Source organism: Syntrophomonas erecta subsp. sporosyntropha (genome assembly GCF_055395365.1).
Window position 1 is genome coordinate 2,164,375 of sequence record NZ_AP042459.1, and the last position, 16,879, is coordinate 2,181,253.

At 43.0% G+C, this 16,879-nt stretch carries 21 protein-coding genes; all 21 read left to right on the forward strand.

Features of this window, described 5'->3' with window-relative positions:
* Window positions 1-9 precede the first annotated feature (9 nt).
* Window positions 10-567, forward strand: coding sequence for an elongation factor P (gene efp, locus ACZ5Q0_RS10560; protein ID WP_446818017.1), 558 nt, complete (start codon window positions 10-12; stop codon window positions 565-567).
* Window positions 568-660: 93 nt separating this feature from the next.
* Window positions 661-1,098 (forward strand): CD1247 N-terminal domain-containing protein, encoded by a 438-nt coding sequence (locus tag ACZ5Q0_RS10565; RefSeq protein ID WP_446818016.1) that lies wholly within the window; start codon window positions 661-663, stop codon window positions 1,096-1,098.
* A gap of 184 nt (window positions 1,099-1,282) precedes the next feature.
* The gene (gene spoIIIAA, locus ACZ5Q0_RS10570; RefSeq protein WP_446818015.1) at window positions 1,283-2,233 is read left to right on the forward strand and encodes a stage III sporulation protein AA; all 951 of its coding nucleotides are present in this window, start codon (window positions 1,283-1,285) and stop codon (window positions 2,231-2,233) included.
* 1 nt (window position 2,234) lies between these two features.
* Window positions 2,235-2,759 carry a hypothetical protein gene (locus ACZ5Q0_RS10575; RefSeq protein WP_446818014.1) on the forward strand — a complete coding sequence of 175 codons (525 nt, stop codon included), beginning with the start codon at window positions 2,235-2,237 and terminating at the stop codon, window positions 2,757-2,759.
* 144 nt (window positions 2,760-2,903) lie between these two features.
* Complete coding sequence (gene spoIIIAC, locus ACZ5Q0_RS10580; RefSeq protein WP_446818013.1) at window positions 2,904-3,098, forward strand: stage III sporulation protein AC; 195 nt, start codon at window positions 2,904-2,906, stop codon at window positions 3,096-3,098.
* A 46-nt stretch (window positions 3,099-3,144) separates the two neighbouring features.
* Window positions 3,145-3,534, forward strand: coding sequence for a stage III sporulation protein AD (gene spoIIIAD, locus ACZ5Q0_RS10585; protein ID WP_446818012.1), 390 nt, complete (start codon window positions 3,145-3,147; stop codon window positions 3,532-3,534).
* Window positions 3,535-3,558: 24 nt separating this feature from the next.
* Entirely contained in the window at window positions 3,559-4,728 is a 1,170-nt protein-coding gene (gene spoIIIAE / locus ACZ5Q0_RS10590; protein ID WP_446818011.1) for a stage III sporulation protein AE, read from the forward strand.
* A 225-nt stretch (window positions 4,729-4,953) separates the two neighbouring features.
* Window positions 4,954-5,538 carry a stage III sporulation protein AF gene (gene spoIIIAF / locus ACZ5Q0_RS10595; protein ID WP_446818010.1) on the forward strand — a complete coding sequence of 195 codons (585 nt, stop codon included), beginning with the start codon at window positions 4,954-4,956 and terminating at the stop codon, window positions 5,536-5,538.
* A gap of 3 nt (window positions 5,539-5,541) precedes the next feature.
* Window positions 5,542-6,123 (forward strand): hypothetical protein, encoded by a 582-nt coding sequence (locus ACZ5Q0_RS10600; RefSeq protein WP_446818009.1) that lies wholly within the window; start codon window positions 5,542-5,544, stop codon window positions 6,121-6,123.
* A gap of 2 nt (window positions 6,124-6,125) precedes the next feature.
* Complete coding sequence (locus ACZ5Q0_RS10605; protein ID WP_446818008.1) at window positions 6,126-6,665, forward strand: SpoIIIAH-like family protein; 540 nt, start codon at window positions 6,126-6,128, stop codon at window positions 6,663-6,665.
* A gap of 175 nt (window positions 6,666-6,840) precedes the next feature.
* Window positions 6,841-8,739 (forward strand): acetyl-CoA carboxylase biotin carboxyl carrier protein, encoded by a 1,899-nt coding sequence (gene accB / locus ACZ5Q0_RS10610; RefSeq protein WP_446818007.1) that lies wholly within the window; start codon window positions 6,841-6,843, stop codon window positions 8,737-8,739.
* Window positions 8,740-8,749: 10 nt separating this feature from the next.
* Window positions 8,750-10,099 (forward strand): acetyl-CoA carboxylase biotin carboxylase subunit, encoded by a 1,350-nt coding sequence (gene accC / locus ACZ5Q0_RS10615; protein WP_446820768.1) that lies wholly within the window; start codon window positions 8,750-8,752, stop codon window positions 10,097-10,099.
* Window positions 10,100-10,262: 163 nt separating this feature from the next.
* Window positions 10,263-10,667, forward strand: a complete 405-nt coding sequence (locus ACZ5Q0_RS10620) for an Asp23/Gls24 family envelope stress response protein (RefSeq protein ID WP_446820767.1) — start codon at window positions 10,263-10,265, stop codon at window positions 10,665-10,667.
* Between the two features lie 103 nt (window positions 10,668-10,770).
* A complete protein-coding gene (gene amaP, locus ACZ5Q0_RS10625; protein ID WP_446818006.1) occupies window positions 10,771-11,313 on the forward strand; it encodes an alkaline shock response membrane anchor protein AmaP in 543 nt (180 codons plus the stop codon).
* A 13-nt stretch (window positions 11,314-11,326) separates the two neighbouring features.
* Window positions 11,327-11,551, forward strand: a complete 225-nt coding sequence (locus tag ACZ5Q0_RS10630) for a DUF2273 domain-containing protein (RefSeq protein ID WP_446818005.1) — start codon at window positions 11,327-11,329, stop codon at window positions 11,549-11,551.
* A gap of 52 nt (window positions 11,552-11,603) precedes the next feature.
* Window positions 11,604-12,002 carry a transcription antitermination factor NusB gene (gene nusB / locus ACZ5Q0_RS10635; RefSeq protein ID WP_446818004.1) on the forward strand — a complete coding sequence of 133 codons (399 nt, stop codon included), beginning with the start codon at window positions 11,604-11,606 and terminating at the stop codon, window positions 12,000-12,002.
* The gene (locus ACZ5Q0_RS10640; protein ID WP_446818003.1) at window positions 12,002-12,982 is read left to right on the forward strand and encodes a Kae1-like domain-containing protein; all 981 of its coding nucleotides are present in this window, start codon (window positions 12,002-12,004) and stop codon (window positions 12,980-12,982) included. The genes nusB and ACZ5Q0_RS10640 overlap by 1 nt, the downstream gene beginning before the upstream one ends.
* An 83-nt stretch (window positions 12,983-13,065) precedes the next feature.
* Window positions 13,066-13,953, forward strand: coding sequence for a bifunctional 5,10-methylenetetrahydrofolate dehydrogenase/5,10-methenyltetrahydrofolate cyclohydrolase (locus tag ACZ5Q0_RS10645; protein WP_464827140.1), 888 nt, complete (start codon window positions 13,066-13,068; stop codon window positions 13,951-13,953).
* 27 nt (window positions 13,954-13,980) lie between these two features.
* A complete protein-coding gene (gene xseA, locus ACZ5Q0_RS10650; protein ID WP_446818001.1) occupies window positions 13,981-15,201 on the forward strand; it encodes an exodeoxyribonuclease VII large subunit in 1,221 nt (406 codons plus the stop codon).
* On the forward strand, window positions 15,189-15,407 hold the full coding sequence (xseB, locus tag ACZ5Q0_RS10655; protein WP_446818000.1) for an exodeoxyribonuclease VII small subunit: 219 nt from the start codon (window positions 15,189-15,191) through the stop codon (window positions 15,405-15,407). The genes xseA and xseB overlap by 13 nt, the downstream gene beginning before the upstream one ends.
* A 261-nt stretch (window positions 15,408-15,668) precedes the next feature.
* Window positions 15,669-16,571 (forward strand): polyprenyl synthetase family protein, encoded by a 903-nt coding sequence (locus tag ACZ5Q0_RS10660; RefSeq protein ID WP_446817999.1) that lies wholly within the window; start codon window positions 15,669-15,671, stop codon window positions 16,569-16,571.
* Window positions 16,572-16,879: the final 308 nt, after the last annotated feature.

The window sequence follows — 16,879 nt, forward strand, 5'->3', positions numbered from 1 at the left end:
AGGGATAGGATGATCTCAGTAAACGATTTTCATACTGGTGTCACCATTGAAATGGATGGTCAGGCTTATCAAGTCATGGATTTTCAGCACGTTAAACCTGGCAAAGGTGCCGCTTTTGTCCGGGCTAAACTAAAAAATGTACAGACCGGAGGTACAGTGGAAAAAACCTTTCGGGGCGGTGAGAAAGTCTCCCGTGCTCACCTGGAACGCCGGGAGATGCAATACCTTTATAATGATGGTGACGGGTATGTTTTTATGGATACCCAGAATTACGAACAGCTCACTATTATGCCTGATCAGATTGGTGATGGTGTAAAGTGGTTGTTGGAGAATATGAATATACAGGTTTTGTTTTTCAAGGAGAATATAATTGGTGTTGAGATGCCTAATTTTGTAGAATTAAAAGTTGTTGAGACCGAACCTGGTGTTAAAGGTGATACAGCTACCGGGGCTACCAAAAATGCCACCCTGGAAACGGGAGCAGTAGTACAGGTTCCTTTGTTTGTCAACAGCGGAGATGTTTTACGTATTGATACTCGTACTGGGGAGTATATGGAAAGAGCTTAAAAAAATTTCATAAATTTTACCGGGTATTTCCTCCTTTTTATGCAAATAATAAAGATAGACTTCTTATTTCGCATGGAAAAGGAGGATTTTATTTTGCGTGACATTTCCGAAAAAGTAAGTTATTTACAGGGACTTTGTGAAGGACTAAATATCAGTGGAGGTAGTCCTCAGGGCAAAATTATTGCCGGAATGCTGGAAGTATTGGAGGAAATAGGAGATGCCGTCACTCATCTACAGTATCAGTTTGAAGAGTTTAAAGATTACGTGGAAAGTATAGATGACGACCTTTTCGATCTGGAAGAAAGCATTTTAGATGAGGAAGATTTTATCGAGTTTGATTGCTCCTCTTGCGGGGAACACCTGTACCTGGAAGCGGATGTATTAGACGAAGATGATACCCTGGAGATTATCTGTCCAAGCTGTAATGAAGTGGTATTTGTCCATGAAGGATCCTTTGATTATGATCCTGCCTATATAGAAAACGAGTTTACTGATATTGAAGACGAAATAGAGAATCCTTCCCCCTCCTGATTAGCAGTAAATTTGGTATCTGAAAAAAGCATCTGATCCGGCTATTGAGCTGGGCAGGTGCTTTTTATTTTTCTTTTAGGGATTAACCTTTTATTTTATCCTTCTACTACTATTACCCCCATCAATGGTGGAATATTTTGTTACCCGGGTCAATATCTATATAAAACAAGGTGGTGAATAAGGTATGGCCGGGTCAGATTTAGCTGTGGTAAGAAATGAAATCATTCCCTTTTTATCACCGACTATCAAGGAATTAATTTATTCTCTGGATGATAAAGTCTGTAACCAGTTAGAGGAAATCAGGCTCCGCAGTAAACATCCGTTGTTATTACGTTTAGGTGATGGCGACTATACTGTGGATAATCGAGGTGAAATATCCAGGAATCTGTTGGGAGGCTACCAGGTAAGCCAGGATGATGTTTACCGGTCAATTGCTTCCATTAGTGATAACTCCTTATATGCCTTTGAAGAGGAAATCCGGCGGGGCTTTATTACTATTCCCGGGGGGCACCGGGTGGGACTAGCTGGTCAGATTGTTATGCAGGGAAGGGAGATTAAGACTATCCGGGATTTTTCCTCCCTTTGTTTTCGCATAGCCAGGGAAATAAAGGGCTGTGCCCTTCCTTTACTAAATCATATTGCTCCTAGAGCAGAACCGGTTAACAGCTTAATTATTTCCCCGCCCCGTTGTGGTAAAACTACTATTTTACGAGATCTTACCCGTATTTTTTCTTATGGGACTGGCTCAATAAAGCCCTGCAATCTGGTGGTTGTCGATGAACGATCCGAGATTGCCGGTTGTTACCGGGGGATACCCCAGATGGATATTGGCCCGCGTACTGATGTTTTAGATGCCTGTCCTAAAGCTTTGGGGATGATTATGGCCATTCGCTCTTTATCACCCCAGGTGATTATTACTGATGAAATTGGGCGTCGGGAAGATATTGAAGCTATTCACGAATGTTTGCATGCTGGAGTCACTATTATTACTAGTATCCATGCCCGTAGTATAGAGGAAGTTAAAAGTCGCCCCCTAATGAGCGAACTGCTGGAGATGAAGGCTTTTAAGACTGGTATAGTTTTGTACCGGGGAAAAAAACCGGGACAGGTAGCCAACGTAGTTAGGTGGGATTAGTATGTTGTGGTTGAAAACAATAGGTATAGCCTTTACTATAGCTGGTTTTGGCGGATGGGGTTTGGCCAGGGCCGGAAAGCTCACCCGCCGCGCTCAACAGCTACGTGAATTGCGAATGGCGATTGACTTTTTGGAAAAGGATATTAGTTATGCGCAAATGCCCCTTAGTCGAGCCATGGAACGAACGGCTAATTTTTGCCATGCTCCAGTAGCACAACTATTTCAGGAATCGGCATACCGGTTGAAAAACCGGGCCGGGATTACTGCCCGGGAAGCCTGGCAAGAGGGGCTAAAGGTTCTGGGGCGGGATTCTGATTTGCATAATCAGGATATTGAACTTTTAGCAACGGCTGCCCTGCAGTTGGGAATGTCGGATGCGGTCAGTCAAAGGAATTTCTTTATTCTTCTCCAGGAAGAAATAAAAATCCTGGAAACCAGGGCCCTTCAGGAGGTTGATTCTGGACATAAGTTATGGAGTTATGGGGGATTCATACTAGGTGCAGTCGTAGTTTTGTTGTTTATTTAAAAAGATTGCTTCCCTAACAGGAATTATTGGGGCATCTTTTGTGGTTAGGCGGGAAGCATTTTAAGATAATCTGGTTCTTTAAAGATGTAACAGGTCAGTTTTAAAGTAACCATGGCAAAATTTGAATGGTTTTGGGGGGCGCTTATGGACATCGATATTATATTTCGTATAGCAGGGATTGGCATTCTTATATCAGTGTTATCTATAGTACTTACACAGGCTAAGAAGGAAGAACAGGCTGAAATGCTAACCCTGGCCGGGGTAGTAGTAGTTTTAATCATCGTGGTCCAATTGATGAATCAATTGTTTACGGTGGTAAGATCTGTATTCAATTTGTAAACAGCCACCAGTTTTTTAGACTCAGATATGGCAAGGGGAGATGGGGATGGAAATCGCTCAGATCGTAGGACTAGCTCTGGTTACCACTGTTATGCTGTTAATCCTGCGCCAGGAAAAACCGGTTATGGCAGTTCTTTTAAGTATTGTATTTGGGGTGGTTATCTTTACCTTTATGATGGCCAAAATGGCTGCGATTATAGATGTGATGAAGGAACTGACCCGCAGAGCAGAAATGAACTACTTTTTTCTTACCACCCTGCTAAAAATACTGGGGGTGGCCTACCTGGGGGAATTTACGGCTGCTATCTGCCAGGATGCTGGTGAGCAAGCAGTAGCCAAAAAAGTAGAATTTGCTTCTAAAATCATCATCGCTGTGCTGGCTCTACCTATAATGATTGCCATCCTAGAGTCCCTAATGGATATTATGCCGGGCTAATATGCAGTAAGGTGAGGGTTGCCGGTGAGAAATGTCATTATCGTAATTATTGGAATGATACTACTTATAGTAGTGCTACCCCGGCCTATTATGGCTGAAGAAACAGATCTTTCGGTTATACAGGATACAGTGGATAATATCGATTTTGGGGTGATGGAGGAATATAAAAACAAAATTGATGGGGAGATCAGTTCCTATATACATAGCCGTTCGGTAAAGGAGTGGTTGGCTGATTTTACCCGCGGGGACTGGCAATTTGATCTGGCGGAAATCAGTGAGAATATGGTCCGCTTTCTATTTAAAGAGATCATAGCTAACTCCAATCTATTAGGTAAATTACTTATTTTGGCTGTTCTGGCCGCTTTGCTGATTAATCTACAAACCTCCTTTTCTTCCGGAGTAGCCCGTATGTCCTACCTGGCTTGTTTTTTAGCCTTATGTGCCATTGCCCTGGGATCTTTCAAAATAGTTCTGGATATAGGACAAGAGACGATTGATCAGATGGTGGCATTTATGTTAGGGATGCTGCCGCAAATGCTGGTGTTAGTTGCGGGGCTGGGAAATATTAATGCTTCGGTAATGTTTTTCCCAGTATTGATGACCACGGCCAGTGCCTTTGCCAACGCTATTAGTAATATTGTCTTTCCCCTTATCATTATGTCGGCAGTTTTAAGTCTCATCAACCAGATGTCAGATTCCCTTAAAGTAGAACGAATGGCCCGGTTTTTTACCCAACTGGCTCAATTATCATTGGGATTCTTTCTAACCTTATTTGTCGGTATTTTAACTATGCGGGCTGTTTATGCATCGGTATTGGACAAAGTTACCCTGCGTACTACTAAATTCGTGACTGATAATGCTATTCCAGTAGTAGGAAAAATGTTTTCCGATACTATTGAGGTGGCAGCCGGTTATGTAGTTATGATTAAACAAGCCCTGGGGATATTTGGGGTGGTAATTATTCTGGGCATAGTTTTGTTTCCTTTAATTAAGATTGCAGCTATTGCTTTAATCTACAAGGTGGCGGCTGCAGTAGCTGAACCCCTGGGGGATGGTAAAACAGCCGCCGTATTAGAGATTATGAGTTCTCATTTATTTTTAATGCTGGCAGCAGTCGCGGCAGTAGGATTAATGTTTTTTATTATGATTGCCATTATTGTGGGTATGTCTAACCACCTGGCTATCATGGGATAACGGATTTATGTCTTTAGGGTCGCTCTTAAAGAGGCCTTAAAAAAACAACTGTTTTTTTAAAAATGGGTTTATAAACCGGGTTGCTTAAAAAAAGCAAAATAAGGGTCTTTAGCAAACTACGCAAAGGGTATGTTTAATCCAGTAGTATAAGTTGAAAATACAGTGTAGTCCTCAGCAAACTATGTAGAGAGTATGTTAAAGTCATCCGGGTAGGAGGAAATTAGCATGGCGGTACTTAGTGAAATTGTTCGTAATGTACTGGTTATCATTATTGTGGCTAGTTTTCTGGAGCTAATGCTTCCTGATGGAGGGCTAAAGCCATTTGTCAGATTTGTAATAGGATTATTCCTTTTGATTGCTATATTAAATCCGGCGTTGACTTTCCTGTTTGAGGAACATGATTTTCAATTAAAACTATGGGATTACCAGCCTGATAAGGCAGAGGAAGAAAAGATTATCAAAGGGGGACAACGGGTAAGTGAGGACATCACCAAGAAAAATAATGAGATGATTCGGGAAAAACTTCAAGGGCAGATCAGTGCGGTGGCTATGCTGGTTCCAGGAGTAAAGGAGGTGGAATGCCAGGTGAAAGTTGGCGCAGATGGTGCTATAGAAAAGCTATATTTGCTGGTTCAGCCTAATGATTACCAGGTGGAGCAGAAGGGGGATAAGGTAAAGGTTTTTTCCGACCGTGATCAGGGTTTTAGTCAGGATGAGCAAGAACAGATAAGGGAAAAAATCAGCAGGGTTATTTATAACCTGTATGGATTAAGAAATATTCCTGTAGAAATTGAATTTGAAGGGGGCTAGTTAATGTTGGATGAGTGGATCAGAGGAAATAAAGACAAAGATAAGGAGGGGAATAATTCTCTATATAGCAGCCGGGGTAAAAAATATGCTTTGGTAATAGTAATCTGCCTGGGCCTTCTCGCCCTGATTTGGCCGGTAACCAAAACGGAAAGCCCTCCCCCCCCTCCTAAAGTTAAGTCGCAGCCTGCTGAGACTGGCAAGGTTACCCAGGGTATGGCCTCTGAACTAGAGTCTATTCTTTCTCAAATTGATGGGGCTGGAAAGGTGGAGGTCAGTTTAACCCTTACCTCCGAAGGGGTGAAAACTTATGCTACTAATGTTCGTACCGAGCGGCGTATAAACCAGGAAAGTGATGGGCGTACCTCTAAAAAGACTACTGAAGAAAATCAGGTTTTAGATTTAGCAGCTGCTGCCGGGAATCCCCTTCTGGTTGAAGAAAAGATTCCTGATATTTTGGGGGTACTGGTGGTAGCTGATGGGGCGCGAAATCCGGAAGTAAAGGAAAATTTAACTGAGGCAACGGCTACTCTCTTAAATATATCTGCCCACAAAGTTCGGGTCCTGCCCAGGAAGGAGGGAAGCTGATTATGGTTTTAAATATCAGAAGATTGCTGGCGGTCGCAGTATTGCTAGTAGTATTCGTTGGCATAGGCGGATATTTACGGGGTTGCAACCATAAAACATCGCCAGACAATCTCGAGAAAGGCGAGGATAGGGTAATCGGTGAAAATGTTTCTCCCCCTGGAAATAGTGCCGTGTCCGGAAAAAAGGATGATTTTTTCGCCGAATACCGTATGGAAAGAGAACGAATTCGTGGTAAACAGATTGAAATGTTGCGCAATATAATAGATAATAAGAACATTGAGAAAGAAGCCCGTGAGGCTGCTTCTCTCCGGCTGGTACAAATCTCCAATGACATGGAGAGGGAAATGAAAACAGAAGCTCTGGTTAAATCTAAAGGTTTCGAGGAGTGTGTTATGATTATCCAGCCCGATATTATTACGGTAGTTGTGGGGGCTGACCCTTTGCGTCTGGATAGGGAAAAGGAGTTGCGGGATCTGGTAAGCCAGGCAACTGAAGCCAATCCGGATAAGATTTGTATAATTGCCCGTGAGCCGGAAGATTAAATGTCCACTGTATACATAATTTAAGGCATTGCATTCGTATGTGAAAATTTTTTATAATTAAAATAGTTAGCTTGTAAAGCAATAGATGCTCAGGCCTACGGCCTGAGTCTATTTATATATGGAAATAAACATAATATATTCGGGAGCAACATCGTTCCATTGTGGGAGGTTACTTATGAATAGGATTAAAATTACTGACACCAGCTTGCGGGATGGGCACCAGAGCCTTTGGGCAACGCGGATGACTACTGAAGACATGCTGCCTGTACTCGATAAATTGGATAATGTGGGTTACCACTCACTGGAGGTATGGGGAGGAGCAACTTTTGATGTTTGTATCCGCTATTTGAATGAGGATCCGTGGGAACGCCTGCGGATAATCCGTAAAAACATTAAGAAAACGAAATTACAGATGTTGCTGAGAGGACAGTCTCTGGTAGGATATACTCACTATCCGGATGATGTAGTATATAAATTCGTAGAGAAATCGGCTGAAAATGGTATTGATATTTTTCGGGTTTTTGATGCGCTTAACGATATTAGAAATTTAGAGGCATCTATGAAAGCTATCAAAGAAACCGGAAAACATGCTCAGCCTTGTGTTGTGTATACGATTAGTCCGGTTCATTCCATGCAGCATTTTGTGGATACAGCTTTACGCCTGAGAGACATGGGAGCAGATTCCATCTGCATAAAAGATATGGCGGGACTACTATCTCCCTATGCATCATATGAGCTGGTTAAAGCTCTGAAAGAAAACCTGGATGTTCCTATCCAGCTTCACACTCATTATATCGGTGGTTTGGCTATTGCTGCTTTGATTAAGGCAGTTGAAGCCGGGGTGGATATCATCGATACAGCCAGTGTTCCTATGGCTTTTGGTTCTTCCCAGCCCCCGGTGGAGACGATTGTACGTGCTCTCCAGAATTCTCCCTGGGATTCGGGCCTAGCTTTGCATAAGCTGTTTGAAATTGCTAACCATTTTGAGAAAATACGTAAACATAAGGGATTCGAGCGGGGTGTAACCCGTATTGCTGATATGAAGGTTTTTGAACACCAGGTACCCGGGGGAATGATATCTAATCTTCTTTCTCAATTAGAGGAGCAGAAAGCCTGGGATCGAATTGATGAGGTCCTGGCGGAAATACCCCGGGTGAGAGAAGATATGGGCTATCCGCCCCTGGTTACTCCAACCAGCCAGATAATAGGCATTCAAGCAGTTTTAAATGTGTTGATGGGAGAACGCTATAAAATGTGCCCCGGCGAGGTTAAAGACTATGTGCGGGGTTTTTACGGTAAGCCTCCCCAGTGCATAAAGGAGGAAATCAAGCAAAAAATCATTGGTGATGAAGAAGTAATCACCATACGCCCGGCTGATCTTTTGGAACCGGGTTTAGAGAAAGCGCGGCAGGAAGTAGCCGGATTAGCCGAGAGCGAGGAAGATATTTTAACTTATGCCCTGTTCCCGCAGGTAGCTCTGAAGTTTTTTGAATACCGTAAGAACCGGGGAACAGAAGATCTAACCCAAATTCAATCCCAGGATGAACTAGGGGGGGATCTAGTTGATGAAGAAAGCCAGGTAGTTAAGAACCCAGTTGGGGTTAAAAAAAGGCCTGGCCCCAGGGGAGTTGATGAAGAAATGAATATTGATGAAATAAGAGAATTAATGCTTTTGTTGGATCAGACCAATATTGCTGAACTGGAAGTACAAAAGAATGATTACCGGTTAAGCCTGAAAAAAGCCGGTTGTTCTGGTGCTGCTACTACATCACCAGCATTAGACCTTACTTCTCGTCCGGCCGAACCGGAAGAAGGGCCTGCTAATTCCGAAAATATCGTAGAAGTTATTGCTCCTATGGTAGGTACCTTTTATGCAGCACCTTCTCCTGATTCGCCACCCTATGTTCGCGTAGGTGACCAGGTGCAGGTCGGGCAAACCTTGTGCATTTTAGAGGCTATGAAATTAATGAATGAAATTAAATCTGAAGTAGCAGGCACTATAGTGGATATACTGGTTGATAATGCTCAGGCGATTGAATTCGGCCAGGTTATGTTCCTTATTGAAAGCGAGTAGAGGTGATACCTTGTTTTCCAGGATATTGGTAGCGAATAGAGGCGAAATTGCAGTGCGCATCATCCGTGCCTGCAAGGAATTAGGAATAGAAACGGTAGCGGTGTTTTCTGTAGCTGACCGGGATAGCCTGCATGTAAAGCTGGCTGACCAGGCGGTATGTATTGGCGGGGCACCGGCTAAGCAGAGTTATCTTAATATACCTAATATTATTGCTGCCGCTAATAATACTAGAGCTGAAGCTATTCATCCCGGCTATGGGTTTTTAGCGGAAAATGCATATTTTGCTGAGTTATGTGAAACTAATGGAATTAAGTTTATCGGTCCTGATCCCCAGGTTATTGAACTTATGGGGGATAAGGTTAAAGCCCGGGAACTGGTAAAAGCCGCCGGGGTACCTTTGGTACCTGGTAGTGATGGTGCGGTTACCAGTTTTAACGAGGCAGTGCGGGTAGCAGATAGTATCGGCTATCCGGTAATGATTAAGGCATCAGCAGGCGGCGGGGGCCGGGGTATGAGGTTAGCTCATAATAAGGTGTCCTTAAGAGAGGCCATTGATACTGCCCGTATGGAAGCTGGGGCAGCTTTTGGCAATGAAGAGATTTATCTGGAAAAATATATTGAGGAACCGCGTCATATTGAATTTCAGATTCTGGGAGATGAGTCAGGAAATATTATTCACCTAACCGAGAGGGATTGTTCACTACAGCGGCGTAACCAAAAACTCTTGGAAGAAGCGCCTTCTAGTCTGCTGGATGAGGATTTGCGGCATCGCATGGGAAGCATAGCAGTAGAAGCAGCCCGGGCGGCCAACTATTATAGTGCAGGAACTATAGAATTTTTGGTGGACAAAAATTACAATTTTTATTTTATCGAAATGAATACCCGGGTGCAGGTTGAACACCCGATTACGGAAATGGTGACGGGGATCGACATTGTAAAAGAACAGATTCGCATTGCTGCTGGCGAGAAACTAACTTATCGTCAGGAAGATGTGAAAATTAATGGGTGGGCGATTGAGTGCCGGATTAATGCAGAAGATCCCCTTAATGATTTTCGTCCTGCTCCTGGTACAGTAGGTCAGTATCTGATTCCAGGCGGACCTGGGATCCGGGTGGATTCTTCAGTTTACCCTAATTATACTATTTCACCTTACTATGATTCTATGGTGGCTAAACTGGTTGCCTGGGGTAATGACCGCCCCGAAGCGATAAGTCGAATGCGCCGGGCCCTGAACGAGTTTATCATCGAAAATTTAACTACAACTATACCTTTTCATCTTAAAGTACTGGATAATGCCTTTTTCCAAAAAGGAGAAGTTTACACCAATTTTATTCAGCGCCGCATGAATAATGAATTTTAAAGTGTAATTCTGGTTATCGTGGTAGATGAGTAAGATTTTAAAAACTAACTTTTGGGAATACTTGAGTATAGTACTTTATTATTTAGAAGCAATATTTGATAATTATGATAAAGCCTAGTAAAATAGCTAAAAAGGCAATAAGCTGGAGGTGATAGGTATGGAGATGCAAAAACCTGAAATTACTACCGAAATGGGTGCTATTAGAATTGCGGATGAAGTTGTATCTACAGTAGCCGGCTTAGCAGCTATCGAAGTTGAAGGGGTAGCGAATTTGAGTGGTGGCTGGGGTACTGATTTAGCAGAAAAACTGGGCCGGAAAAATTTTGGTAAAGGTATTAAGGTTGAAGTAGTTGAAGAGGAAACCAAAATTGATATTTTTCTAGTGGTAGAGTTTGGTTATCCTATTCCGGAAGTTGCGGAAAATGTGCAAAAAGAAGTTAAAACAGCAGTAGAGGTCATGACAGGTCTTACTGTTACAGCAATTAATATTCATATTGTTTCCGTGCAGATGAACAAGACTGAAAATGGTAAAAATGAGATGGCGGCTGATGCTGAGAATGTAGAATAAGGGCCATTACAAATAGGTAAGATAACAACCCCCTGCGTAATCACAGGGGGTTATCTAGTTAGGTTAGAAAATAGGTTTTTCAGAATAAAAGGAGGGCAAGTGCATGAAAACAATATGGCGATTGCTGATGTTTATTTACAACCTGGTTCTTCTCCTTTTGGCCGGAGTTGTACTGGCAGTTACCCTGGGCAGGCCCGAACCACTCAAATACATAAATATGATGATGGCTACTACTCAAAACCGAATTGCGGTTGGTATAATAGCGGCGGCTATCCTGATCCTTACCATATGGGGGCTGATTGCCTCCTTAAAAGGAGAGCCCAAACCTAAAACAGTAGTGGTTAATAATGGGGTTGATGGCCTGGTATCTATAACCATTCCGGCTATTAAAGCAATTATTATGAAAGGGATCAGAAAGGTAGAAGGGGTTAAAGAAATAAGACCGGTAGTTAACACCGACCATGAAGAAGGATTAGTTGTTTATATGCATACTATGCTTAACCCGGACTATAGTATTCCCGAGACAAGTCAGAAAATACAGGTGGTAGTTAAAGAACAGCTGGAAAATATAGGTGGACTTAAGGTGTACGAGGTAAGAGTACTGGTTGATGAGTTTGTCGGTACAGGCAAAACCACCGGTGTTTAAAGGGGGCGTCATTATGTGGGAAAAACTATTGTGGCTCATTTTGAATGAAAACCGGGGTAAGGCTATTGGTATTTTATTAGGATTAATCGCCAGTATTCTTGTTATTTCTTATGGATTCTGGAAAACCTTATTTATTATGTTTTGTATAGGGGTCGGCTACTTTATAGGCAAGCAGCTTGATGAAAAAAAGAGCTTTGATAACTGGCTGAAAGAGATGTTTAAGGATAGGCAACCTTAAATATATAAAAACTAATAAACAGAATTTTAATTTGTATTATGTGAGGTAAATAATGAGCAGACGAAAAGCCAGAGAATGTGCTTTTAAGGTGGTTTTTCAAGTTGATCAGGTTAATGCAGAGCCCCGGGACGCTTTTAGGTATTTATTGAAAGAAAACGATTTGCCGGAAAAGGATCGAGTGTTTTCCTGGGAGTTAATTGAAAAAACCCTGAGCAACCTGGAGAATATTGATGCCCGGATTTCCCGCTTTGCCAGGGACTGGTCCATAGAGCGTATGTCATCAGTAGATCGAAATATTATGCGATTGGCCATATGTGAATTGCTGTATATTATAAATAGTGAACCGGTCGTAGCGATAAATGAAGCTATCGAAATAGCTAAACAATATGGAGAGGATAGTTCCGGGGGATTTATTAATGCCATACTGGACCGTGTTTGGAGAGATAATTAGTGACATTTTACCTGGGTATTGATACTAGTGCTTATACTACTTCCCTGGCTCTGGTCGATGATCAATCTGGCCTGGTAAGGGATGAACGCTTAGTCCTGGAAGTAAGAAGTGGGGCTAGGGGACTACGCCAATCTGAGGCCCTTTTTCAGCATATAAAAAACCTACCCCGGCTTTTCTCCCGCCTTAGCCCGGAACAGTTTAAGCAGGTTAGGGCTATAGCTGCAAGTGCTGCTCCCCGCAATAGCGAGGATAGTTATATGCCGGTTTTTTTAGCAGGTTTATCACAGGCCCGCAGTCTGAGTTATTCGGCGGGTATTTCTCTCTACCAGGTCAGTCATCAAGAAGGTCATATTATGGCTGGTATGCAAGGGAATAAAGAACTACTGGATAAGCCGGTATTCTTGGCAGTGCATTTTTCCGGGGGTACTTCAGATATTCTTTACGTTACAAGGGGTAAGAATTCTTATTATGCTATTGCTAATGATTTTTCCGGAACTGATTTACATGCCGGACAATTAGTAGACCGGGTAGGTGTTGCATTGGGGCTGCCTTTTCCTGCTGGGCAGTCTCTGGAAAAACTGGCTCTCCAAGTTACTAGTCCACAGCAAAACCTTATCCCTTCCTCGGTTAATTCCCGGGGATTTTCCTTTTCCGGGGCGGAGACCCGGGCTTTACAGTTAGTACAGCAGGGTATAAATAAAGCAGATATTGCCTCATCAGTACTGAGGGTAATTGCTAATACCCTGGAAAAAAGTTTACTGCGGGTAAGTAAAAAAAGAGGGGTCAAAGATGTGCTATTGGTGGGAGGAGTTATGGCTAATAGCATTATCAGGAAGCGTTTAAGGGAACGTCTCGAGCATCCAGCGGTAGGAATGCACCTCTATTTTACCGATCCAATCTTTAGCACCGACAATGCTGTGGGAGTTGCTATGTTGGCTGCTGCCCTACATCAAGAGAGAAAGCATGTGGAGCCTGAATAGGGGTAACCGTTGGGAGAACGGGAAGATGGTTTAAGAACCATTTCCCCGTTCCCCCAACGGTTATCCCATTACCATTTAATTTTGTGAATGGAGGTAGGATTTGTTTGGTAAAAGCCAGTATTTTATACGGAAAACCGTTGGTAGATAAGGTGTTAAATGAGGTGGCCGAAGGAGTTAAAGCCCTTAACGAGAAAAATATATCCCCTTTGCTTATGACAGTAGAAGTAGGTGATGATCCGGCTTCCAAGGTATATCACCAGTCACAGCGGCGTACGGCAGAATTAGTAGGGATTAATTACGAATCGGTGCAGTTATCCGGGGCTACTTCCCAGCAGCGGTTAATGAATATTCTTCGTGGGTTAAACCGTGATCCTTACATACATGGTATGATATTACATGTCCCGTTGCCGGCGCATATTGATGCCCGGGTCGTGCAATGGGGTATGGAAAGTAAAAAGGATGTGGAAGGGGTTACTCCCCATAATCTAGGGCGTTTGTTTTTAGGTGTCCCCGGGCTCATTCCCTGTACTGCTCAGGCTATTGTGGCTATGATTAAGTCTACAGGGGTTGATCTTCGCGGTAAAGAGGTTACTATAGTAGGACAAAGTGATATAGTAGGTAAACCAACTGCAATTATGCTGCTAAAAGAAGAGGCTACGGTGACAGTATGTCATTATGCTACTACTGAACGGGGTCATTTGGAAAAACATATTCGCGGGGCGGAAATACTAGTAGTTGCTGCCGGACAGCCAGAACTGATTAAAGGAGACTGGATCCGTGAAGGGGCTATTGTTATTGATGCCGGTATCAACGCAATAGAAGATAAAATCGTAGGTGATGTGGAATTTGATGGTGCCCTGGAGAAGGCTTCATTTATAACTCCGGTACCAGGAGGCGTAGGAGCATTAACGGTAGCTTATCTTATGAAAAATACCATTGATGCAGTTCGCTGGCAGATCGAAGAAGATTAGGTTTGCCTAACAGGAGTTAAATAATACGTGATTAATGAATGTATGACTGTAACTGAGTTAACTGAATATATAAGTGCCCTTATAGAAGGAGATCGGCTTTTAAGTGATTTCTGGTTACAGGGGGAAATATCCGGTTTTAAATTGTATAAGCAATCCGGTCATCTCTATTTCACCCTAAAAGATAGAGATACTTGTATCAGTGCGGTTATGTTCAAAAGCCGGGCCCGGCAGCTTCAATTTATGCCGGAAGACGGAATGGAAGTTCTGGTAAGGGGATATGTAGCGGTTTTTGCCCGGCAGGGTAAATACCAGCTTTATGTGGAAGAAATGCAGCCTTACGGCCAGGGCGGATTTTATCTATACCTGGAAAAACTTAAAAAAAGACTGGAAAGTAAGGGGTATTTTAACCCGGAAATTAAAAAACCTATTCCCAGCATAACCCACCGGGTAGGAATTGTTACTTCAGCAGATGGGGCTGCTTTACGGGATATTATACGGGTTTTACGGCTGCGTCATCCTAGTGTTGATATTATCCTGGCCCATAGCTCTGTACAGGGACCAGAGGCCCCCGGGGAAATTGCTGAGGCACTTCGTATGTTAAATGCTTATGGGGATATGGATGTAATAATTGTAGGTCGTGGTGGGGGTTCATTTGAGGATTTAATGGCTTTTAACAGTGAAGAGGTGGTAAAGGCCATTTTTGAATCAACCATACCGGTTATTTCGGCAGTAGGTCATGAAGTTGATTTTACTCTGGCAGATCTGGTAGCCGATCTACGGGCGGCTACTCCTACCCAGGCAGCCCAACTGGCTGTACCGGAAATCACCTATCTTAAAAAAGAATTAGACCGCTATAAACGACGTCTCAGCCGGTCTATGGAAAAGAAACTAAATTATGAAAGTGAGTGCCTGGATCGGGTGATGATGAACCGGATTTGGAGACAGCCGGCCACGATGTTAAAGGTTCGCCAGGAAGAGGCTGGCTATCTCGAAAAAAGATTAAACCAGGCAGCTTTATTACATTTTAGGGAAAAAGAGCAATCATTGAGCCATACAGTAGCTAATCTGGATCGTCTTAGCCCTTTGAAGGTTATGCAAAGAGGGTATGCCCTCATCCATAAAGAAGATTGTATTATCCGTAGTGCTTCCCAGGTAGACCTGGGGGATGAACTTACGGTAGCGCTTACTGATGCAGATATCCGGGTTAAAGTCCTTAATAAGGAGAAGGTCTATCGATGGAAGAGTTAAAATTTGAAGAAGCCCTTAAACAATTGGAAGCAATAGTTGAACGGTTGGAATCAGGCGAACTGGCTTTAGAGGAATCTATTACTCTTTATGAGAAGGGTATCGCCTTATCAATGGCTTGTCAAAAGCAGTTAAAACAAGCCGAGGGAAAAATCCAACGCTTAACTAAAAATTTAAATGGGGATTTGGAACTAATTGATCAGGAATGATTCATGTTGATTCCGCTGCCCAACCCCCCAAGACAACTGTTTGAATACATAAAACTATGGAGGGTAACGTTAAGCGAAGCTGGTGCAGGCATAGCAGCGGAAGAAGCCAGCGACATGGATGTGAGTAGGCCTGGTCCCTCCATGTCCGACCAGCGATTGGTGTACCCCAGGTGGAGCATGGAGCCGTAGTCTTTATGTATTCAGACTACTGTAACATAACTTTATTAATGTTAGGTTTACAGGTAAAGCAGGTGAATAGTAATGGAGTTTGATAAACAATTGTTTTTAAGTGAAATTGGGCGGCGTAAAGAATATATCGACAGCTGTCTAAAAGATTACCTGGAAAAGGAAGATGCCTATCCACCGGTAATTCACCAGGCTATGCACTACGCTGTTTTTAATGGGGGGAAACGCCTGCGTCCTATCATGGTCCTGGAAGGAGCCCGCTTAGCAGGTGACCGGGCTGAACAGGTTGTTCCTGCAGCTTGTGCTATGGAAATGATTCATTCCTATTCCCTGGTACATGATGATCTTCCGGCTATGGATAATGATGATTTTCGCCGGGGTAAACCTACCTGTCACAAAGTGTTTGGGGAGGATATGGCTATTTTAACCGGGGACGCACTATTAACGGCGGCATTTGAATTAATTGCCCGGTGTGTTACCCGGGGAGTAGCACCACAGGTAGTATTACAAGTAATAACTGAGGTAGCACAGGCAGCTGGTAGCCGGGGTATGATTGGCGGTCAGGTGGTTGACCTTGAATCGGAAGGAAAAAGTATTGATTATGATACCTTGAAAATTTTGCACAGTCTCAAGACAGGTCAATTATTTTTAGCCTCCTTAAGGACCGGGGCCCTTCTGGGTGGTATGGAAAAGGGTGATCTGGATGCTCTGACCGAGTATGCTTATCATTTTGGTTTGGCTTTTCAAATAACTGATGACCTGCTGGATGTACGTGGTGATGAGCAAATGATTGGTAAACCAGTGGGAAGTGATGCCAGAAACGGAAAGACTACTTATGTTACCTTGTTTGGCATAGAAAAGGCAGAATCATTAGCCCGGAAAAGTGTTCAGGCCTGTCTCGAATCTTTATCAGTATTTGATAATAAGGCCGACTTTTTACGGAATCTGGCCCGGTTTACACTGGAAAGAGATAGCTAAGATGAATGAGCATTAGTAAAACCATGAAATAGACCAGGTAATTTTAAAAACTATTCTTAATAGTCGGTGACAGGCATAAGTATTGCAAAGTGCCTGGTGGTCATATAGCTTTCTGATATGTTATAATTACTTACTGAAAAAGGCAAATAGCTGGCAAAAGGTTGCAGTATTCTAGTCAACCCTATTAGTTTCAAAGACGGGCCTAAAAATCCGTTAAGGGCACATCGATGAAGCTTCTGGTATCGGCTTTTGACGCCCAGTTAGGGGTCGTTGCTGGGAGTTAAGGGTGCAGGGGCATTCTGCAATGG